The sequence below is a fragment of the Wolbachia endosymbiont (group A) of Ophion costatus genome (assembly GCF_963969245.1).
GTDB lineage: Bacteria > Pseudomonadota > Alphaproteobacteria > Rickettsiales > Anaplasmataceae > Wolbachia > Wolbachia pipientis.
In genome coordinates, this window is record NZ_OZ017714.1 from 774,842 (window position 1) to 796,219 (window position 21,378).

Genomic DNA, 21,378 nt, shown 5'->3' on the forward strand with positions numbered 1-21,378 from the left:
AAAAGTTACAAAGTTTAATTGCTACCTCTGCTGAACGGGTACCTTAAGCCTACAAATTTGAGCTTACCTATATCAATTTTTTGTACAAGATGAGTTAGTAACAACTTTATGTATAAAATTGAAGAAGAATAAAAATACAATAACGAGCATTAAATTAAATATTCCCACCTTTAAAAAACCCTCTTTATATATTTCTAAAGATTCTAAATAATTTATTTTACCGTTTACTGAAGGAACTGACATAAATTTTGATATTGCAACTCCGGCTAGGTTAGAAAATGCTAACGACATCGTTGTTATACCCATTACTACTCCTTTAAAATTTGGGGGAGCTAGTGCAGTTGATTGTTCTAAAACTAAGGGAGCAATGCATAATTCTCCCAGTCCCATAAAGGAGATAGCAATTATTAAATATAAGTATTCTACTTTACCTTCGCTGCTAGAGTTTAAACATCCTATGTACAGTGTGAAAAAACACATAGCCATTGTCAGAAGGCCAAGGGTAAACATGGAAGTTGCATATTTTTGCTTAAACTTCATGTATGTTCCAAAAAGAAAGCCAAGTATTATAATTGATAAAGGATTTATGGCTTGAGAAACTGAAGCTGGAATTGTTATACCTAATACATTGTTAATAACGTTTCTTTCGGTGAATAAGTTAGCCAAAGAGCCAAGCTGCATTTCTAAAGCAAAAAAACACAAGAAAAATACCACAAGAATAGATAATGCCACTAATTTTCGTCTTTGTTCTGCTGATAATTTAGATATTATATAAATAAATATGCCTAGAGCTGTTATTCCAACAAATATGAGCATATTAGTAAAAAATTCACTATGTATAAGCATTTTAGCAATTATTGATGATGACAGAAAGCTTCCTATCAATACTATACCAAAGATTTTAATCCCTAATATGCGCTTATTCATAAGCTCTGGATAAGGAGAAAGGCCGCTATCTCCTAAAAGACTCTGAAATTTGAGAAAAAAGATTAGCCCTATAGACATCCCAATGCCAGCTAAACCAAAGCCGTAGTGCCAACCAAATAAGTGGGCTACATAACCACATGAAATAGAAGCCAATATTGCTCCAAGGTTTATACCTACATAAAATAAAGTAAAGCCTCTGCTACGTTCAGGATCGTCTTTGCCATAGCATGAACCAAGTAAGTTAGTTACGTTTCCTTTAAACATACCAGTACCTACGGCTATTAGAGATAAACCTAAATATAATAAACCTGGTTCAAACTCAACCAATGACATGCAGGCATGACCTGCTATCATCACTATCCCTCCAAGCAATACCATGTTGCGGAATCCCATCAACTTATCAGCTAAAAAACCTCCAAGTATTGGTATAGCATAACCTGTTGCAGCAAATAATGAGTAAATAGTAAAGGCCCTCTCATCAGTGAAACCTAAGTGAGAAGTCAAAAATAGGACCAAAAGTGCCCTCATTCCATAGTAAGAGAAACGTTCCCACATTTCAACAAAGCACAACATTTTTAAAAATTGTGGAAACTTATCTGTCTTCTGATCCATAAAATACCCCTAAAGCTTGGGTTAATGTTAAGTAAAACAATAAAAACTGCAAGTAAAACTTAAAAAAAGGTATTGGAAACTCGGCAGAATAGTTTGTTGGGGTGTGAGCTACGGAAATATTTTTGAATTTGTAATTTTTCAGAAAGCCCTATATTCTTTAGTTTTACATAGCGAACATGAAGTCAAAGCATTATCCTGATACAGTAAGTAGTCCTGATTTTTCATCGTTAGAAAAGGAAATCATAAAATTTTGGCAGGAAAACAAAGTTTTTGAGCGGTCAGTTGAAGAACGTTCCAAGGATAATTGTTTTGTCTTTTACGATGGGCCTCCGTTTGCAAATGGACTTCCGCATTATGGACATTTACTCACTGGTTTCATCAAAGACGCATTTGCAAGATATCAAACTATGCTTCAAAAAAGGGTTGAACGTAGATTTGGCTGGGATTGCCATGGATTGCCGGCTGAGATGGGTGCAGAAAAAGAACTTGGAATATCTGGTAGAACTGAGATAGAGAAGTTTGGTATAGATAAATTTAACGATCATTGCCGTACTTCTGTGATGAAATTTTCATCAGAGTGGGAAAAATATGTCAATAGACAAGCAAGATGGGTAGATTTTCACAATGACTATAAGACCATGGATAAATCATTCATGGAGTCGGTCATGTGGGCATTCAAGCAGCTTTATGATAAGGGTCTAGTGTATGAATCAGTGCGCGTTGTTCCATATAGCTGGGCGTGCGAAACTCCATTGTCTAATTTTGAAACAAGACTAGATAACGCGTATAGAGAAAAGACTAGCAAAGCTGTAACTGTTGCATTTGAGCTTTTAGAAAACCCACAGCAGTTTAAAAGTGTTAAACGAAAGTGTAAATTACTTGCTTGGACTACAACTCCCTGGACGTTGCCGAGCAACTTGGCTTTAGCAATAGGAAAAGATATTAAGTATTGTGCAGTGTCAGTCCACCCTTTGATGTCATTCCAGCGCGTGACGCTGGAATCTATTTCTGGATCCCAGTGTCGAAGCACTGGGATGACAGGGGATAATGCAAAAGATCTAGTTAACGATGAAGTTTACATCTTCGCTGAAAGTTATTTAGGGAAATTTGTCAGCCACTGTGAACAAAGCAATATTCCATATGAAAACTGCAATATAAAATTTAAAGCAGATGATCTTGTAGATCTTTCCTATAAGCCGCTGTTTGATTACTTTAAAGATACAAAGAATGCATTCCGTGTTTTTGTTGCTGATTATGTTACAGGAGAAGATGGTACTGGCGTTGTACACACTGCTCCTGGATTTGGTGAGGAAGATTTTTACCTTTGCCAAAGTCATGATATTCCAGTTATTTGTCCAATTGATAACAGTGGAAAATTTACTGCTGAAATTTCAGATTTGGCAGGGGTTCATGTTTTTGATACCAATGATACAGTAATAAAAAAATTAAAAGAGCAAGGGAATTGGTTTAAAACTGAACAATATATTCACAATTATCCACACTGCTGGAGAACTGACACTCCTTTGATCTATCGCACTATGCCTTCTTGGTATGTTGCTGTTACAAAATTCAAAAGCAGAATGGTAGAGCTAAATAAGAGAGTTAATTGGATACCAAACCACATTAGAGATGGTCAATTTGGAAAATGGCTTGAAGGGGCACACGACTGGTCAATTTCACGCAATCGATTCTGGGGTACGCCAATCCCTGTATGGAAATCAGATGATGCGAGATATCCAAGAGTAGATGTATATGGTTCAATAGAAGAACTGGAGAGAGATTTTAATGTTAAAATAGACGACTTGCACAGACCATTTATCGATACTTTAACAAGACCAAATCCTGATGATCCAACAGGAAAATCAGTTATGCGCCGTGTACCTGACGTGTTTGACTGCTGGTTTGAATCTGGCTCGATGCCATTTGCGCAAATCCACTATCCGTTTGAAAATAAGGAGTGGTTTGAATCTGCGGATTTTATCACTGAATACATAGCGCAAACCAGGGGGTGGTTTTATACGCTCTTTGTATTGTCCACTGCTTTGTTTGATAGGGAACCATTTAAGAACTGCATATGCCACGGTGTTGTTTTGGATGTAAAAGGGCAAAAGTTGTCCAAACGTTTGAATAACTATGCAGATCCAATGGAGGTTTTTGATAGATATGGTTCTGATGCACTGCGTTTTCTTATGCTTTCTGGATCTATTGTTTGTGGTGGTAATTTGCTGCTTGATAAAGAGGGAAACTCAATACGAGATGTTCTGAAAAACGTAATAAAACCTATTTGGAACAGTTATCACTTTTTTACTATGTATGCAAATGCAGATGGAATTAAAGCTGAAGTTTGTAAGGATTATCAAAGTACTATTGATCACTACATGATTTCCAAATGTTTTGAAGCTATAGAAAGTATCCAAGCTTCTATGAATAGCTATAACTCCCAAGAGGCTTGCAAAATTTTAATGAACTTTTTTGAAGTGCTAAATAATTGGTATATTCGTCGCAGTCGCGAGCGTTTTTGGAAAACTGATTTGGATCAGGATAAAACTGATGCTTATAATGTTCTATATACGGTTTTTTATTACATACTAAGAGCTGCAGCTCCTTTGTTGCCACTTATAACAGAGAATATATGGCAAGGGCTTAAGTATGAAGAAACATCTGTTCATTTGGCTAATTTTCCACAATTAGAGAAGTTTGATAGTCAGCTCATTGCCAAGATGGATCTAGTGAGAGAGGTGTGCAACTCTGCACTTTCGATCAGAAACACTTTTAATATACGTATCAGACAGCCGCTTGGCAGTATGATCATTTATCATCAGTCTTCCTGTAGTTTTCTTGAAGGTGAACCGCTTTCTGTCATCCCAGAGTTCTCTCCTGTTATCCAAGTAGCTGACACTGGGATCCAGTGTGCTGCAGATTCAAATGAGTACCAGGAGATGATAAAAGATGAGGTAAATGTAAAAAAGCTAGAGTTAGTAAACAGGCTCGAAGGTATTGCATCGCTAGAGTTAAAATTAAATTTTCCTGTGCTTGGAAGAAGAGTTCCAGATAAAATTAAGAAACTAGTTCAATATGTCAAAGAGGGGAAATGGTGGCAAGTTGAAAATGAGCAAATATTCCTCGGAGATGAAACAGAGAACTATACTATAAAAAAAGGCGAATATGAACTATTGTTAAAAGCAAACAGTGAATTTTCCTCCGTGTTTGATAATAACAGAGGAATTGTGATTCTGAACACCACTTTAAATGATGAATTAATTCTAGAGGGGCTTGCAAGAGATGTCGTGAGACTTATTCAGGAAACTAGGAAACAAGCTGATTTTCATATATCTGATCGAATTAAGGTGATCATAAAAACAAAAGATGAGAAAATTAGGAAAGCGACAAGTAAATGGAGTGAATACATAAAAGAGCAGACTCTTTCCTTATCTTTAGAAATTAATACAGAAATTGGAACTAACTTTTATTCTAAGGAATATCAGGATTTAAGTGTTGGTGTTAAGTTAGATTGTCAGTAGTTGAAAATCGTCAGTGTTTGTGCTATACTTAAGGTAATTGGATAAGGTTATGGTATGAATGCTGTTGTAGATTGTAAGAAAGTTGTTGACTTAAATAACAATAGTGATGATTTAGGTAAAGTAGAATCTATTTCCAATGTTACTTTGGAAGAGGAAGAGTCTTTTGATGCTATGGAAGCTGTTTCTAATGTAGAAGAAGGGAATGATTTAGGTCTTGCTACTTCAGAAGAGGAAGAAGAATTTTTTGATGCTGTGGAAGAACAAGAGCCGTTAGCTAATTTTAACGTTCCACTCAGTATATTTCATTATAAAGATTATAACTCTGATTTTTTTACTTCTTGGTATAATATATCAAGTAGAATATTTAAAGAGGTAAATCGAGCTTGCCCGGAGAAGAAAGTATTAAATTTAGCTCTATCAGTTTTAATGTTTCCTTATATAGTTTTCACTGCGTTAGGATTAGCCGTATATAATAAATTAAAAACAAATGATAAGACACAAATCAGTTCAGAGGAGAATAAAACAAAAAAAAGTGAAGTAAGTGAAAGTACAGCAAAAAGACTGGCATATGGTGTTCTTGCTGCAATAGTGATTCTTGTTAATATAGCTATGCTTGCAGCATTACTTATTCCTGCAACAATTGCTTTGGCTACTTTTTATCTTTTAAATAGAGATTTATCTCACTCTTTAGTTACTGCTCTTAAAATAAGTATGGGGCGGTATTCTAATAAGCATCAAAATATTGAGGTGTCTTTTCATGAAAAGGAAGTTACTGGACCAAATATTGCGTGGGATATGGAAATAGAATTTCCACCGCAATTTAAACGATTGCTTAGAGATTTGTATGAAAATGAAAATAACAAGTGGTTTGATGTGACGCGGGATTCAGAGCATAGCATCGTACTGAAATTGTCAACTAACATCAATTTAAAAAATGGTCTTAAGCCCTTACGCAATGAAATCAAGGATGTGCTTGCAACTTCTATTCAAGAATTTGCGAAGACTATGGAAGAACTGATAAAGCTAGAAAAGAAAGAGATTACATATGATAAATTGAAGGAATTGTTGGACGAATTCAGGTTAAAAGTGGTAAGTAGCATAGATTTTAAGTTGACAACTCACTTAATATACAACGCCTATCAAGTTGCCTTTATACAAGCAGTTAGGTTTCAGCTGGATAGACGGAAAGAAGGTTTTTCACTGGAAGATGAGATAAAAAATTCTTTAGTGAGACAGGAATTAGAGAGTCAAGGTAAGGAATTACCAGGTGAGAAAGAAGTGATAATAAGAGATCTGAAAAAAGCAGGAGCAAAAGTACCGGATGTTTTAGATGATAGTGAGCTTCCTATATTTAAAGCAGAATGGAAGCGGCTTAAAGAAGAAGGGAAGATAGCTAAGAGAACAATTATTGATGTTTATAAATATATACATAGTAGAGAAACAGAGACAGCTCTAGGTAATGCTAAAGAAGAGATTAATCTTTTAAAAAAAGAAGGACAAAAAAGATATATTAGGATACATGAAAAATTGAAAGAAATATATGGAGATGTAAAAAAGAATAATTTAGCAGGTGATGTTTTAAGAAGAAGGTTAGAAGGTCTTTTTAAGTTCGAGTATGATGATCAAGAAGTTGAGCAAAGGCTAGTAAAATCAGTAATGAAAAAAGCCAAGGGTGAGTTAGGCCTATTAGGCATGCTCAGCTTAATAGACCAGTTTCGGGATTTAGAAAAGGAGATAAAAGGTTCTTTGAGTGAGAATTTAAAAGAAGCTTCAGATAAAGTAAATGCTTTTGTAGCAAAGATATATTTAGAAATAACGAAATGCAAAAAACAAAATGTACTCAAAGGCCAAGCAAAGGGTATAGAGGATTCATGTAAGCTGTTAGAGGAAAAGGAGCCGGATTTAGTACAGAGGATTAATGCGCACCGAGCGGAAATTGCAGAATGCTTAGAGCAACCTATATCGTTAAGGAAAGTAATAGAAGAAAATGAGGATTTAAACAAATATTTAGAAGGTGAGCGAAATAGGAAAGGAGAACAGCATCCAAGTACAAAATTAATAGAGAAGCATTTGAAAAATAACCAAGAAATTCTCAAAGCATTAAAACAGTTAGAATTAGAAGAAAAAGGATTGTTGATAAATGAAGAAACAAAAAATGATTATATAGAAGAACTAGAATCTCGCGAAAAAATAAAGTTTGCAATAATAGAGGATGATTTACTGAAGGAGTTCGAGCGTGAAACTTTTAACGAAGAAGCAGTTAAGAAGTTGTTAGAGGAAGCGGAACTTGAATACTATTTGGCAGAAAAATGCATAAAAAGTCCTGTGATAAAAACAAAAAATAATATCAAGCACTTTTATCAAGGTTTATTGTCTCCTTTGATAGATAATTTGACAAAAGATATAATAAATAATATACCAGGAAATAGTGAAGGTTGTATACAGAAAGTTAAGAACTGGGGTAAAGTTATGTTTGGTGCAATAAAGATTGGAGCATCAAATGTTTATAAAGAGACTACAGAGAGAAAAGCGTTAAATGTGGCACATAATACTTATAAAGAAGGAGAGACATTTCTTCAATGTTTTCAGTCAAATTATGAAGGTATTGGAGCCTTTTTAGGTAATTTATTTTCTGATGATGGGGTAACATTTAAAAATGATGTGTGGCCTAAAATAGAAGAGCATTTGCATGGAATGTGGGATAGATTTTTCAAGGATATTGAATTCAATATTGGAAATAAATTGGATGAAGTAAGTGTGACACAGCAACGGCAGGAAACTATGATTGTGACTCAACGATAAGTTCTGTATCCGTTCAGGAGAGTGGTTTAAGAAACAATAGATAGGAGATTTTGGAAAGGATTGAGACCCCTTTGTTTCCAAGTTAAGTATAATGAAATTATCCGCTCAAGGAATGTATTTCCCCGCTTTGATTGTGTAAAATATGAGTTTTTGCGATAAACGACATAATGCCGAATTTGCCGTTCAGCGTGGTTATTTGTCAGCGGAATATTTTCTGGGTCATCTAAAAATTTCCACATCATTCTTTCAGATCTCAGAACATTTTTTGCAACTCGAGAGGCTCCAATTGCTTCAGGTAAACGAGATATCTCCTTCAAGTAATACTTTGTACGTTTTCTTAATTTTCTGGCACGTCTGACAAACCTCAAAACATCTATCTCACTTTTTAGTAAAGCTTTTTTTAGTGCAAATAATTCAGTGGCCACGTTTCTCAAGTAACAACCCAGAACTTTAACTTCAATATTCCAACTATGTGCTAATCTTTCAAAATCTCTTGATAAATGTGCCCAACAGATTTGCCTGTTTTTATCGGCAAAATAATTGTATGCTGCATACCTGTCAGTTATTACCAAGCTATTGCGATTGCAGAATTTACTATTTTGTAAAACTTTCATTCCTCTTGACTCTGTAAATTTTACAAAACTTGCCGTATTGCTTGCAAACATCCAACACCAAGCGAGTTTACCTTTGTTATAATGGCTCGTTTCATCAATATGTAGAACTTTACTCCTACTTATCTCTTGTTCGATCTGCTCATACATTTTTTTGCATTTTGAAGCAACTCTATGTTCACTATTTGATATGCTACCGACGCTTATGTTCAAATTGAAGATATCATTTACGACACTCGCTATTTCGCGTTTTGAATTTTTGTAGAATCCGCTGAACGCTGCAATTATTGACTTAACCCTTGGACCAAATGTATCTGGCGTAACACCTTCCGGTAACTTGCTACTTCTTCTCTTTCCGCATCTCCGACAACGGCCATGTTCTAACTGATATTCCACTACATAAGGCTTGATTTCTGGAAGATCAACTTTCTGATGAATATATGGTTTTTCACATATTGCAATTTCTCCTCCGCATTCGCAAGTATTAGGCAACTCTATCTTTACTACTTTATCTGCATCCATGTTGGCGCGAAAACTTCCTTTATGACCAACCTGACCGCCAATATTCCTTTCGCTTTTCGGCTTATTCTTTTTTATTTTATACAACTCTTTGGAACTTGGTATTGATGAATTTTTTGAGCTTAAACCGAGTCTTTCTCTTAACTCAGCATTTTCTATCTTTAAAGCCTTATTTTCTGCTTTTAAACTTTCATTCTCTTTTTCCAATCTTTCTATTTTTGCTTCTAACCTTTCTATTTTTTGCTGTAAATTTTTGCAAAGTTCTAAAAGGTTTACCATATTACTTCACTTTTGCTCTATGATTATCTTCTTAGATCACCTTGTCTACCTTATCCTGCCACTCCGCTGAACGGATACTAAGTTCTCAAAGTTCCTTCGGTATTTTCACATACTAAATTAACTATAGCACTTGATTCTTTTTGGATCTCTTTTTCAGTTAAAGTGTGAGTTGGAGAGCAGAAAGTAACTGACAATGCTATAGACATCTTATTCGATTCTATATTATTTCCATGGTATACGTCAAATACTAAAACTTCTGTGATGAGCTCTGAGCTTTTTTTTACCACATTGATTATGTTACCTACTTTCACATCCTTATTTACAATAAATGCAAAATCACGTTTTACACTTTGGTATTTATAATCGATAAATTTCTTTCTACTTACAGGTAAATTTTCAATATTTTCTAATATCACCTCAAAACCTACAACTTTTTGCTTGATATCAAAAAGATCTAATATATTAGGATGCAACTCTCCAAAATAACCTGCTACTTTATTCTTAAAAGAGAGAGTGCCTGACTTTCCTGGGTGATAATGTTCTTTTTCTGCTCTCTCTATCGTTAAATTATCACAATTGACGTTAAAAAACTCCAAAGCTGCTATGCAATCAGCCTTTGCGTCAAAAACATCTACTTTTCTATCAGTATTATAATGGTTTCGCGGTAAATTATTTCCTGTTCTTATCCCACTTAAAACATGTTTAGACCGAGCTTCACCATCGTAAATCGGCCCAATTTCGAAGATTGCAAGATCAGATATTCCATGGGCAATATTATCAGCAGTAACTTGCAATAAATTTGGCATAATACTTGGTCTCATTATATTAAAGCTATTGTTAAACGGATTATCGATGATAAATAACTTATTCGAGTAACCAAATTTTTCAGCTGTTGATTCACTCATAAACGACCAGGTTAGCACTTCATGAAACCCTCTGTTTGTCATCAAAATACGCAAATTGTCGTATGTACTATCTACTTCTTCAACATTATTTGGTAGTGGTTCTTCTTTTATTTTGTCATAGCCGTATATCCTTGTTACTTCTTCGATTAGGTCAGCAGGTATTGTCACGTCCGGTCTCCAGCTTGGTACTTGTACATTCCAATTGCCTTCGGTTTTTTTATCAATACTAAACCCTAGTTTCGTTAAGATATCAAGCACCTCATCAGGCGATACAGACACACTTCCAAACTTGTTCACATCCTGATAATCAAAGCTCACCTTGGTGTCAGCACTATCTAAACTGCCAGCAGACACTACGCTTGAGGTTTCTCCACCACATAAGTCCAGAATCATTTTAGCTGCAAGGTTGAGTCCATCAAAAGTAAATCCAGGATCAACTGAACGTGCAAATCTGTAACTAGCGTCTGTGGAGATGCCGAGCTGCCTTGAAGATTTAGTAATAGAGATGGGATCGAACCAAGCAGACTCTAAAAAGATATCAGTAGTTTCAAGAGTACATTCACTGCACTTACCACCTATAATTCCAGCAATTCCATGAATATTTTTATCACCTGCAATAACGCTTATGTCTTTGTTTAATAAGTATTCTTTACCGTTCAAACCAGCAAATTTTTCTCCGTCGTTTGCTTTGCGTACTGTGAGCTCTCCTTCTATTTTTTTTGCATCATACGCGTGCATTGGGCGGCTGAAAGATATCATAATATAGTTCGTGATATCAACTATTGCAGAAATGGAGCGCATTCCTATCGATTCCAGCCTATCTTTTAACCATTTTGGGCTTTCTTGATTTTTTACATTGGCGATGTATATTCCACTAATAAAACTTTCCCCGTCAGTAACTTCAACATCGATTGGTGAATTTATGGAGCTGGTAAGTTGTGGAATGCTTAAAGTCTTTAATGTCCCAATTCCAGTTGCAGCAAGGTCGCGAGCTATTCCATAAATGCCTAAGCAATCTCCACGGTTTGGAGTAACATTTATATCAATTACAGGGTCACAATTGAAAAATTTATCCCCTACTTTATAATCATCGGAAAGCTCGATTATTCCTTCACTTTCCTCTTGAACCAGCGCAAGTTCAGAAGCAGAGCAGAGCATCCCTTCACTTAGCATTCCTCGTATTTTTGTGGACTTAATTGTGAGATCACTTTCTGGCAACGTGCTACCAAGAGATGCAAGTACAGTTTTCATACCTTCTCTAACATTGTTTGCTCCACAGACTATTTGTAGAATTTTACTTCCATCATTTACTTTACATAATTTTAATTTATCAGCATTTGGATGAGGTACGACTTCTAATACCTCTGCAACAATAAACCCAGTCAATCTGGAATTATCGATCACATCTTCTACTTCTAACCCTATGTGAGTTAATTTATCGGTAATTTCTTCTAAACTAGCATTGGTTTCTAAGTGTTCTAATAACCAAGATAATGTGAATTTCATGGACCTAAAAAGAAGTGAAAAAGTTATTGTAATGTAAAATGTAGTGATTTTAAAGCTTATTGTAGTGGAATGAAAAGTGACTTCTGTATCACAAGCAATGATGCAGAAGTTTTTGTAACTTTATATCTTCTTGTAAAGAGAATTTATCTTCTTTATATCACCTTTTAAATCTATCTCCGTAAAGGATTTAAGATTCATATTGTGGGTATCTGCATGGAAGCTATGAATGTAGCCATCTATAGTTAAGTCTCCTATCATATTATGGCTTTCATCTAGTATTTCGCTTCCTATTTGATAATGGCCAGTATATTCGTTAAAGGAACCATCTGTCAATTTGATGTATCCGTTACCAAATTCCTGCTCTAAATTTAAAGGATGATTAGCGTTAATAAAATCTATTTCGTTCATTATATACCTCACTAAAAATTAAATTATAATTAAAATAAGATGTTAAGTTAAATAATTTAATAAGATTAGTAAATTTTAAAATACAGAGCTGACTGTAATTAACACTCTAATTACATATTTTGTTAATGTATCAATGTTATAATAACACAGAGCCTTATCTTAACCCTTGACTTTGTCCTATAAAATTCATACTTTATTTACTGTTATAGTTCAAGTACATAGGGTCAAAATGGCGTTAAATCCGCTAGAGCAATTTAAAGTATATACAATAATAGAGTTACCTAGGTTATTTGGGTATGACGTAAGCTTTACCAATTCATCTTTTTTCACGATGATTTCGGTGATATTGATGATACTCTTTTTGCTTTTTGGAATAAAGAAGGGGTCAGTAATACCAGGATATTTGCAAGCTGCAGTTGAGTATGTATATGATTTTGTTATTTCAATAATAGAAAATAACACTGGAAGCAAAGGCTTGCAGCACATTCCATTGATATTCACAGTATTTATTTTCATTTTATCGTGTAATTTAGTTGGTGTTCTTCCTTATAGTTTCACGGTCACAAGTCATGTGATAGTCACCTTCGCTTTATCGATGGTGGTTTTTATTTATATAACGATTGTTGGATTTAAAGAAAGGGGAGTAGAATTTTTACGCATATTGCTACCAAAAGGAACTCCTTCGTGGCTTGCACCTATAATAATTATTATTAAGTTGTTTGCTTATTTAGTAAGGCCGGTTAGCCTATCAATAAGGCTTGCAGCAAATATGATTGCTGGTCATACAATCATCAAAGTGATAGCAGGGTTTATTGTAAATATGAACATATTTTTCACTCCTGCGCCGTTTTTGTTCATAATTGCATTGATAGGATTTGAAGTATTTGTTGCAATTTTACAAGCTTATATATTTACTATATTAACATGTGTATATTTGTCAGATGCAGTAAAGTAATTGACTTCCTTGTAGAATATTTTACAATTATATTATAAAGAAAAATTAAAGGTAATATATGGATTTAGTAGCTTTAAAGTTTATAGCAATTGGTTTAGCTGTGTTTGGAATGCTCGGTGCTGGTTTAGGTATAGCTAATATCTTTTCTGCTATGTTAAATGGGATTGCGAGAAACCCTGAATCAGAAGGTAAAATGAAAAGTTATGTTTATATTGGTGCTGCCATGGTTGAAATCATGGGATTGCTTGCGTTTGTACTTGCAATGTTATTAATATTTGCTGCTTAACAGATGCCACAGCTTGATGTTTCAACCTTCTTTTCTCAAGTTTTTTGGTTTTTAATTTTTTTCTCTTCACTTTTTTTCGTGGTAAGTTGTTTATTTTTACCAAAGTTAGATAAAATAATAAGCACTAGAAGTAAAGAAGTATTGGGTTCTTTTAATAGTTCTGTTCATCTTTTAAGACTCACGGAAGAGCAGATTGCCAAGTATAATGCCGCTTTAAACCAAGCTAGAATACAGGCAAAAAAAATCATAGATGATGCACTTGCTCAGGTAGAAGAAATGAGAGCTAATGTTAAGAATATATTAGAAGAGGAAGACAAAAAAAAGAGCAAGCTTATTGAAAAAAAAGTGGCAGAATTTAAATCTGAATATACTGATCAGTTAAAACAAATGGCTACTAGTATTGCTTTAATTTATTATACTAAATTGACTAATTCTGAAATTGAAGAGGAATTTATTGCTGAGTTGGTGTCCAAAGAATTTTAGGGGTTTTTATGTCTACATCACTGATTATCGGTCTTGCCTTCTTGGTAAGTTTTGTCCTTTCGTATAAATTGCTAAAGAAAGTGATAAAAAATGCGCTTAACAATAAGCGTAACAAAAGCAAATTTTCAAGTGAAGAAACTGAAAAATTCAGGAAAGATATGTTGGAGTATTACAAAAAATCTTCTAAAAAATACAAAGAATTAGATGCAGAAGTTAATAAAATGATGAATGAAGCACTTGATAAAGCTAATAGTATCATTAAGCACAATAGACAGCAGCTAGATCAGACATTAGATGACAATGCCCATTCTAACTTGAAGAAAGTCACTGACCAAGTTGAAAAAGCTCTTGGGGATTTACAGACTAACACAGTGAATATAGCTGCTGATGCTGTAAAAAAAATAATGCATGAACGTAAAGATGATAAGCGTAGTAGCGAGGTCATATCTTCATTTTCACGTGACTTAAATAAAAAATTGCATTAGGTTCAATGCAACAATTGCCTATACTTCAAGCTGATAATGTAGAAAAAATTAAGTTTGATTCTAGTTTGTGCAAAGAGCCAGAGAAACTTTTTTACTATAAATTTAATATAATTCCTTGGCAAAAATTAAATAATACTACTTTTTTTATGGTTGAAGACACAAGCCGAGATATCAACCGTTGGGTCGAAGCTCATTACGGTATTGACTATGTATTAATAAAAGTGGATAGCGAACAGATTTTAAATCTTCTTAACTCGCACTTTGGTATTTCAGAATTTGCAAGCAACTACTTATATTACAAGAATCCTAATTTTTCAGCTAAAAGCATTAAACTAAGCTCAATATTTTTTGCTTCTTTCTTTATTGTAACTTCAATTTTAACACTAACAGAGAAATATACATATTTTGCTTTGATGTTGATATTTATAATCGGATGTTCTAGTTATTTATTCAAGTTTATAGCTACAGTTTTTAGCTTATGTGAAACCTCCAACCAAAAAGTGGATTATAGTAAGCTGAATGAAGAAGATTTTCCTATATATACTATTTTATTGCCTGCTTTTAAAGAAAGTGCAGTGATAGAGCAATTGATCGAAAGCATTGAAAGTTTGGATTATCCAAAATCAAAATTAGATGTGAAGCTTCAGGTAGAAAGTGATGACCAAGAAACGCTAGCAGCTATAGAAAAGTACACTTTACCGCAGTATTTTGAAGTAATAAAAGTGCCTCATTCTTTGCCTAGAACAAAAGCCAAGTCATGCAATTATGCTATGAGCTTTGCTAGAGGAAAGTATGCAGTAATATATGATGCGGACGATAAACCAGACCCATTGCAGTTAAAAAAAGCACTGATTGAATTTAATAAGGACGACGATAAGCTTGCCTGTGTACAGGCGAAATTAAATTACTACAATTGTGATTATAATTTTCTCACAAAATTCTTTTCTCTGGAGTATATGAACTGGTTTCAATACTTATTGCCTGGATTCCAAAAAATGAACATGCCGATGCCTTTGGGTGGTAGCAGTAATCATTTTTCAGTAAAAATTCTAAAAAAAGTGTTTTTCTGGGATGCTTACAGTGTTACCGAAGATGCTGACCTCGGTTTGAGACTTGCGCAAATGGGATATAAAACCAGGATGATTGACTCAGAAACATTGGAAGAGTCACCAATTGTTGTATTTGCTTGGATTAAGCAAAGAGCGCGCTGGATCAAAGGCTATATGCAAACTTATATTGTTCATTTAAAAAATATAAAGTCACTTTATAAACACACTGGATTTAAGGGAATTTTGCTATTGAATCTTTTTGTTGGCTCTGCAGCTTTTATATTTTTTACTACTCCATTTTTACTGCTTTCATTGATATTAACTAAAGTTTTAAATGAATTATTTTTGTACTACTTTGTAGTGGTATACGTTACTAACCTGATTCTTTTGGTAATAGCTGTCAAACAGCAAAAGATGCCTTTTTATTTTTATATAGTATCGATATTTTTTCCGGTCTATAGTCTGCTACATAGTGTTGCAGCTTTTCTTGCCTTATGGGAATTTATTCTTTACCCTGAGCGATGGAACAAAACTCAGCATGGTTTATGGAAGCAAAACCTGTAGCTATTTGGCTTTTTCTCTGCTCGGTCATGGTAATTCTCATGGTAGGGATTGGTGGATTTACCAGACTTTCAAAAGCAGGATTGTCAATCACAGAGTGGAAACCAATTACTGGAACATTACCACCACTGAGTGAACAAGACTGGCTACAAGAAAAATTAAAATACGAAGCTACACCTGAATATAAAGCACTTAACTATGGTATTAGTATGGAGGAGTTTCGCGCTATATACTTAATAGAATATGTACACAGATTGGTTGCAAGACTAACAGGTTTAGTTTTTGTCCTGCCATTTATATATTTCATATTAAGAAGAAAAATATCTAAAAAGGTAGTAATAAAGCTATGTGTGGCATTATTATTTGGAGCTTTACAAGCTTTTGCTGGTTGGTATATGGTAAAAAGCGGCTTGGTAGCCAAGCCTCATGTTAGCCACTATAGGCTCGCACTTCACTTATTATTAGCATTAGTTATCTTTGCATTATTGTCATATCAATTTTTTGATTATCAGATAAGGCCACAACAAACAAAACTTAAGGTTAGTGGTAACACTATATACTACGCAAGGATGATTTTGGTCCTAATTGTAATACAAATAATTTTCGGTGCATTTGTTGCAGGATTAAATGCTGGTTTGATTTACAATACCTTTCCACTAATGGACGGACAAATCGTTCCAGAAGATTTATTTTTCTTACAGCCTATATGGCTGAATATCTTTGAGAACAGAGCGACAGTGCAATTTATACATCGAGCACTGGCATTGCTAATACTAACTTTGGTAGTAATACTCACAATAAAAAATGCTAGCATAAAACCGGTATATATTATGCTGCTCTCCGTCGTCATTCAGATCATTTTAGGTGTAATTACTCTATTATTGCACATACCGATAGCCATTGCCATAGCTCATCAAGTGTTTTCATTTATCTTGTTTGGGTCAAGTTTATACTTCTTGTGTTATTTAAGGAAGCAGACTACATCACCAATCTGCACATTTTTTCCTTCTTGAACGGGAATATTTTTTATCACCATTGCTGCTTCAGCACATATGATATTTTCCATTTTCATTGCCTCCACCACAAATAAAGGTTGTCCTATTTCCACCTGATCTCCTACATTTACGTGCAATTTAACTAATAAACCAGATATTGGGGATTTTACAGCATCTGCTGAAATCCCTTCTGTTTCATTATTTAGCATTAACTTACTTAATTCAGCTACATGAGGTTTTAATATACAACACTCAGCTTTCATACCTGCATGTCTTATGAAGTACTTGCTGCCTTGTCTTTCTATTTTAAGTGCTATATTGGTATCGTCATTAATTGTGATATATAGCAATCTATAACTTGATTTCCACTTGCCTATAACGGAGTATTTATTGTGATTATATACCGTTATTAATATATTATCTTGGTATTTTGCATTTACGGAGTACTCATTGTCATTTATATTCACTATGAATAAATCTCTTGCACGGTCACCTGCCATCCGAGTAGCTGATACTGGTGCCCCTTCTTTTTTACTAGATTCCAGTGTCACGCACTGGAATGACACCTGAGATGTTTCATTCACTGCTTTATGATGGTACCTTTCTTCATTTTCCAAATGAACATATAACGCAGTGAAAATAAATATTTTAATATACTCCTCTGTAACAAAATCGCCGTGAAACCCACTAGGGTAATGATCTGGAATGAATCTCGTATGGAGCTTTGCTGCGATAAAATTTGGGTGATGGAAGATGGATTCTAGAAATTCTATATTATTTGTTACTCCTTCTATATAGCATTCAGACAATGCTTTTTGCATTCTGCTGATCGCTTCTACTCTATCTTTTCCATATGTTATCACTTTGGCAATCATCGAATCATAGAACATGCTAATTTCTGAACCTGCAGCAACTCCATCATCTATTCTTACATAATCATTTTCACCCGGTTTATCGTAATATTTTATTCTTCCGCTGGAAGGGAAAAATTTCTTCGATGGGTCTTCAGCACAAATTCTACTTTCTATTGCAGAACCAGTAAGTTTAATATCATCCTGATTGAATCTCAATTTCTCTCCACAGGAAGTTCTAATCATTTCTTCTACTATGTCTATTCCAGTTATAAATTCTGTTACTGGATGCTCAACTTGCAATCTCGTATTTACCTCAAGAAAATAGAAGTTTTGGTCTTTATCTACAACAAACTCAACAGTGCCTGCTGAAAAATAGCCAACTTGCTTTGCCAGAGAAACACATTGAACATACATTTTTTGTCTTACTTCTTCACTAATGAATGGACTTGGCGTTTCTTCTATTATTTTCTGATTATTCCTTTGTATCGAGCATTCTCTTTCTCCAAGACAAACTATATTGCCATATTTATCTGCTATGATTTGTATTTCAATATGTCTTGGCAACTCTATATATTTCTCTATAAAGATACTGCCATCCTTAAAACTTTTCTCTGCTTCATTTGTGGCTGATGTAAATGCTAGTTCAATTTCTTTTTTGGAGTTTACAATTCGCATTCCTTTGCCACCACCGCCTGATGCAGCTTTAAGCATAACGGGAAAACCGATCTCTTTAGCAACTTGAGCTGCGTGGGCAGCATCGCTGATCTTACCCATATATCCTGGCACTACATTCACTCCAGCTTTTTTTGCAGCTTCTTTTGCTGTTATTTTGTTGGCTGTAACTTCTATTGTTTCTGCACTGGGGCCGATGAAGTCTATATTATGTTTTTGAAGAGCACGTGGAAAATCTGGATTTTCTGCTAAAAAACCATAGCCAGGATGAACCGCCTCAGCACCTGTTTCAACTGCTACTTCACATATTTTTTCAATGTTTAAGTAACTGAGGCAAGATGGCGAAGGGCCGATATATCTTGACTCATCTGCTTGTCTTACATGCACAGAATTTACATCTGCATCCGAATATATGCATACACAAGATATACCCATCCTACGAGCAGTTCTGATAATCCTGCAGGCAATCTCTCCTCTGTTTGCTATTAAAATCTTACTGTACTTCTTTTCCGTCATCGTACGAGCATACTTTCTTAAGTTGAGAAAGTAAATTATTGCCTGCAAGTAATTTTTAGCTTCATGCTACAGCTAAATCACTATTTAAAAGTTGCATAACATCAGGATCTGTCACTATAGTACTTTCATCATACAAGCCGTATATCCCGTTACATGCCTTAAACAACAAACATGTAGATCCTCCAGAAGCTATTGTAGCTACTGAAGCTAGTGCAAGAGATTGAGAAACCAAAAATAAAAAGTACAAGGATAAACATAAGGCAGCAATACACGCTATAGCTCCTATTATGTATAAGCACAAATGAAATTTGCTATTACATATAAAACCGCCCTTTATACCTGCAATTTGCTTAGCTTCTTCCCGTTCTGCAGCATTTAAAAAATAAAGAGGAGCTACCGCTACTCTCCCATGAAGAATGCAGCTTTTATCACAGAGTGCTTCTTTAATATATCTCTTATTATCCTTAAGTTTCTCTTTTAATCTTTCTGATTCTTTCCAATTTTTAGCTTCTTCTGCTTTTTTAACCTTACTCTTAGTACCTTCTTCCAAATCTCTCATAATCTCTTTGAGTGCAGGTAGCAGAATTTCTTGACTTGCTGCTATATGAAATGGGTTCCCATTTTCATCAAGCCTATGCTTAGCTGCATAAGCAACATTCTCTGTGCAAATTCTGACAAATTCATCTTTATTTCTTGCTTTTGCAACTTCAAATAAGTCAGCCATAACATACCTCGCTATATTTAACCAACACTAAATTATACAACATAACTTACGAAAAACAAGTAGATTTTATCTCTCAGAATAAATAAATTCTAAATTGTTACAAACATAAATTTTAGCTATCATCATTTATATTACTGTAATAGACAAATATGCCAGACGTAGTCACTAGATTCGCTCCATCACCCACAGGGTTTTTGCATATTGGAGGGGCCCGCACTGCGTTATTTAATTGGCTCTATGCAAAGCATCATGGTGGCAAGTTTTTGCTGAGAATTGAAGACACCGACAGAAAACGTTCAACGCAAGAAGCAATTGATGCAATTATAGAAGGGCTAAGATGGCTCGGTATGAGCTATGATGGGGAAATAGTATATCAGTCAAAAAGAATAGAGCGGCATAAAGAAGTAGCAAACCTTTTAGTTGAGAAGGGTAGGGCGTATCACTGTTATTGCCCTGAGACAGAAAGGAAAATAAAAGCGAGAGAAGAAGGAAAAATATATAAGCACAAATGTATTAGTGTGACATCAAACGTAAAGCCTGTTGTCCGCTTTAAAGTGCCAGACTCGCAAGAGATCGTCATTGATGATAAAATATACGGCCAAATCAAAGTAAGTAGCGAGCAGCTTGATGATATAGTGATCTTACGCTCTGATAACACTCCAACATATATTTTTGCCGTAGTAGTTGACGATCATGATGCTGGAATAACTGATATAATACGTGGCTCTGACCATCTCACTAATACCTTTAAACATCTGCTAATATACCAGGCTCTTGATTTTGACATTCCACGCTTTGCACATGTGCCGCTTATCCATGGGGAAGATGGGAATAAGCTATCCAAAAGGCATGGTGCCACAAGCGTTTGCGATTATGAAAAGATGGGAATATTGCCAAAAGCGATGCGTAATTACTTGCTGAGACTTGGCTGGAGTCACGGCAACGATGAGATTATTAGCGATGAGCAAGCAATAGAGTGGTTTAATTTAGAAAGTATTGGTCGTTCACCTGCACGGCTCGATTTCAAAAAACTGGAGCATTTGAATAACCACTATATTAGTAATATGAGCAATGAAGATATTCTGACTCTAATGCTTAGAGAAAATACTCTAACTGACAAAAAAAAGGGCTATTTACTGCAGGGACTGACAGAGCTAAAAAAAAGAGCAAACTACCTGACCGAATTATTGGATTTAGCAAAATTTTATATTCAAGATCCGCCACTTGATTTAAGTGGAGAAGCTTGTCAAATTGTCAAATCTAACCTCAATATAATTAAGTTACTCGCATCATTTCTGTCAAAGATCGGTGATGAAAATTGGAATAAGGGTTTTTTATCTTCTCAGATCAAAGAATGTGCAAAATTGCACGATATGAAAATAAGCGATGTATACCACTCATTACGCGCCCCTATAACTGGAGTAATGGATGCACCTGGAATCATTGATATCATGGTGATTCTTGGTAAAGATGAGTGTATAAGAAGGTTACAAGCAATTTAAATGAAATAAGAAAATTACTTGACATCCTTCGCCAGCCCCCTTATCATGAAACTGAAGCTATTTATTTATCTTCGCAATCTGCAGATTAAAACGACAAAGGGAACTTTGTATTTGGCGTAAATCATGCTTAATTTTTTGCACTATGTGCACCTCATGTCTTTATAAAACTTCTGGGTTTCTACCTATACAAGCCGAAACGCGCTTAT

Annotated in this window: 15 protein-coding genes; 9 read left to right on the plus strand and 6 right to left on the minus strand. The window is 34.7% G+C overall.

Annotation, left to right across the window (positions count from 1 at the left end; all coding sequences use genetic code 11):
- Positions 1-72: 72 nt before the first annotated feature.
- Positions 73-1,539 carry an oligopeptide:H+ symporter gene (locus AACH21_RS03825; RefSeq protein ID WP_338482227.1) on the minus strand — a complete coding sequence of 489 codons (1,467 nt, stop codon included), beginning with the start codon at positions 1,537-1,539 and terminating at the stop codon, positions 73-75.
- Positions 1,540-1,715: 176 nt separating this feature from the next.
- Here AACH21_RS03825 and ileS point away from each other — a divergent pair, with 176 nt between their 5' ends.
- Together ileS and AACH21_RS03835 are read left to right on the plus strand one after the other, a co-directional pair.
- Positions 1,716-5,060 carry an isoleucine--tRNA ligase gene (gene ileS / locus AACH21_RS03830; protein WP_338482229.1) on the plus strand — a complete coding sequence of 1,115 codons (3,345 nt, stop codon included), beginning with the start codon at positions 1,716-1,718 and terminating at the stop codon, positions 5,058-5,060.
- A gap of 54 nt (positions 5,061-5,114) precedes the next feature.
- Positions 5,115-7,862: a hypothetical protein gene (locus AACH21_RS03835; RefSeq protein ID WP_338482230.1), complete on the plus strand. Its 2,748-nt coding sequence runs from the start codon at positions 5,115-5,117 to the stop codon at positions 7,860-7,862.
- A 26-nt stretch (positions 7,863-7,888) separates the two neighbouring features.
- Here AACH21_RS03835 and AACH21_RS03840 read toward each other — a convergent pair whose 3' ends face one another.
- The 3 genes from AACH21_RS03840 to AACH21_RS03850 form a co-directional block, all read right to left on the minus strand.
- Positions 7,889-9,271: an IS66-like element ISWen3 family transposase gene (locus AACH21_RS03840; RefSeq protein WP_007548562.1), complete on the minus strand. Its 1,383-nt coding sequence runs from the start codon at positions 9,269-9,271 to the stop codon at positions 7,889-7,891.
- A 77-nt stretch (positions 9,272-9,348) separates the two neighbouring features.
- Positions 9,349-11,682 carry a phenylalanine--tRNA ligase subunit beta gene (gene pheT, locus AACH21_RS03845; RefSeq protein ID WP_338482231.1) on the minus strand — a complete coding sequence of 778 codons (2,334 nt, stop codon included), beginning with the start codon at positions 11,680-11,682 and terminating at the stop codon, positions 9,349-9,351.
- Positions 11,683-11,802: 120 nt separating this feature from the next.
- Positions 11,803-12,090 (minus strand): hypothetical protein, encoded by a 288-nt coding sequence (locus AACH21_RS03850; protein ID WP_077188073.1) that lies wholly within the window; start codon positions 12,088-12,090, stop codon positions 11,803-11,805.
- A gap of 229 nt (positions 12,091-12,319) precedes the next feature.
- Here AACH21_RS03850 and AACH21_RS03855 point away from each other — a divergent pair, with 229 nt between their 5' ends.
- From AACH21_RS03855 to AACH21_RS03880, 6 genes are read left to right on the plus strand one after another with little or no spacing between them, the layout of a single operon-like run.
- Positions 12,320-13,045: a F0F1 ATP synthase subunit A gene (locus tag AACH21_RS03855; protein ID WP_022626288.1), complete on the plus strand. Its 726-nt coding sequence runs from the start codon at positions 12,320-12,322 to the stop codon at positions 13,043-13,045.
- A gap of 58 nt (positions 13,046-13,103) precedes the next feature.
- Positions 13,104-13,331: a F0F1 ATP synthase subunit C gene (locus AACH21_RS03860; RefSeq protein WP_006014985.1), complete on the plus strand. Its 228-nt coding sequence runs from the start codon at positions 13,104-13,106 to the stop codon at positions 13,329-13,331.
- 3 nt (positions 13,332-13,334) lie between these two features.
- Positions 13,335-13,814: a hypothetical protein gene (locus AACH21_RS03865; RefSeq protein ID WP_338482232.1), complete on the plus strand. Its 480-nt coding sequence runs from the start codon at positions 13,335-13,337 to the stop codon at positions 13,812-13,814.
- 8 nt (positions 13,815-13,822) lie between these two features.
- Entirely contained in the window at positions 13,823-14,299 is a 477-nt protein-coding gene (locus tag AACH21_RS03870) for a hypothetical protein (protein WP_077188071.1), read from the plus strand.
- A gap of 14 nt (positions 14,300-14,313) precedes the next feature.
- On the plus strand, positions 14,314-15,912 hold the full coding sequence (locus tag AACH21_RS03875) for a glycosyltransferase family 2 protein (RefSeq protein ID WP_320157282.1): 1,599 nt from the start codon (positions 14,314-14,316) through the stop codon (positions 15,910-15,912).
- Positions 15,894-16,922, plus strand: coding sequence for a COX15/CtaA family protein (locus AACH21_RS03880; RefSeq protein WP_077188070.1), 1,029 nt, complete (start codon positions 15,894-15,896; stop codon positions 16,920-16,922). Before AACH21_RS03875 ends, AACH21_RS03880 begins: the two co-directional genes overlap by 19 nt.
- On the opposite strand, the gene AACH21_RS03885 is transcribed toward AACH21_RS03880, so the two are convergent.
- Both AACH21_RS03885 and AACH21_RS03890 read right to left on the minus strand, forming a co-directional pair.
- A complete protein-coding gene (locus AACH21_RS03885) occupies positions 16,871-18,946 on the minus strand; it encodes an acetyl-CoA carboxylase biotin carboxylase subunit (protein WP_338482814.1) in 2,076 nt (691 codons plus the stop codon). The genes AACH21_RS03880 and AACH21_RS03885 overlap by 52 nt on opposite strands.
- 61 nt (positions 18,947-19,007) lie before the next feature.
- The gene (locus AACH21_RS03890) at positions 19,008-19,670 is read right to left on the minus strand and encodes an ankyrin repeat domain-containing protein (RefSeq protein WP_338482233.1); all 663 of its coding nucleotides are present in this window, start codon (positions 19,668-19,670) and stop codon (positions 19,008-19,010) included.
- A gap of 149 nt (positions 19,671-19,819) precedes the next feature.
- On the opposite strand from AACH21_RS03890, the gene gltX reads away from it, so the two are divergent.
- On the plus strand, positions 19,820-21,172 hold the full coding sequence (gene gltX / locus AACH21_RS03895; protein ID WP_338482234.1) for a glutamate--tRNA ligase: 1,353 nt from the start codon (positions 19,820-19,822) through the stop codon (positions 21,170-21,172).
- Positions 21,173-21,378: the final 206 nt, after the last annotated feature.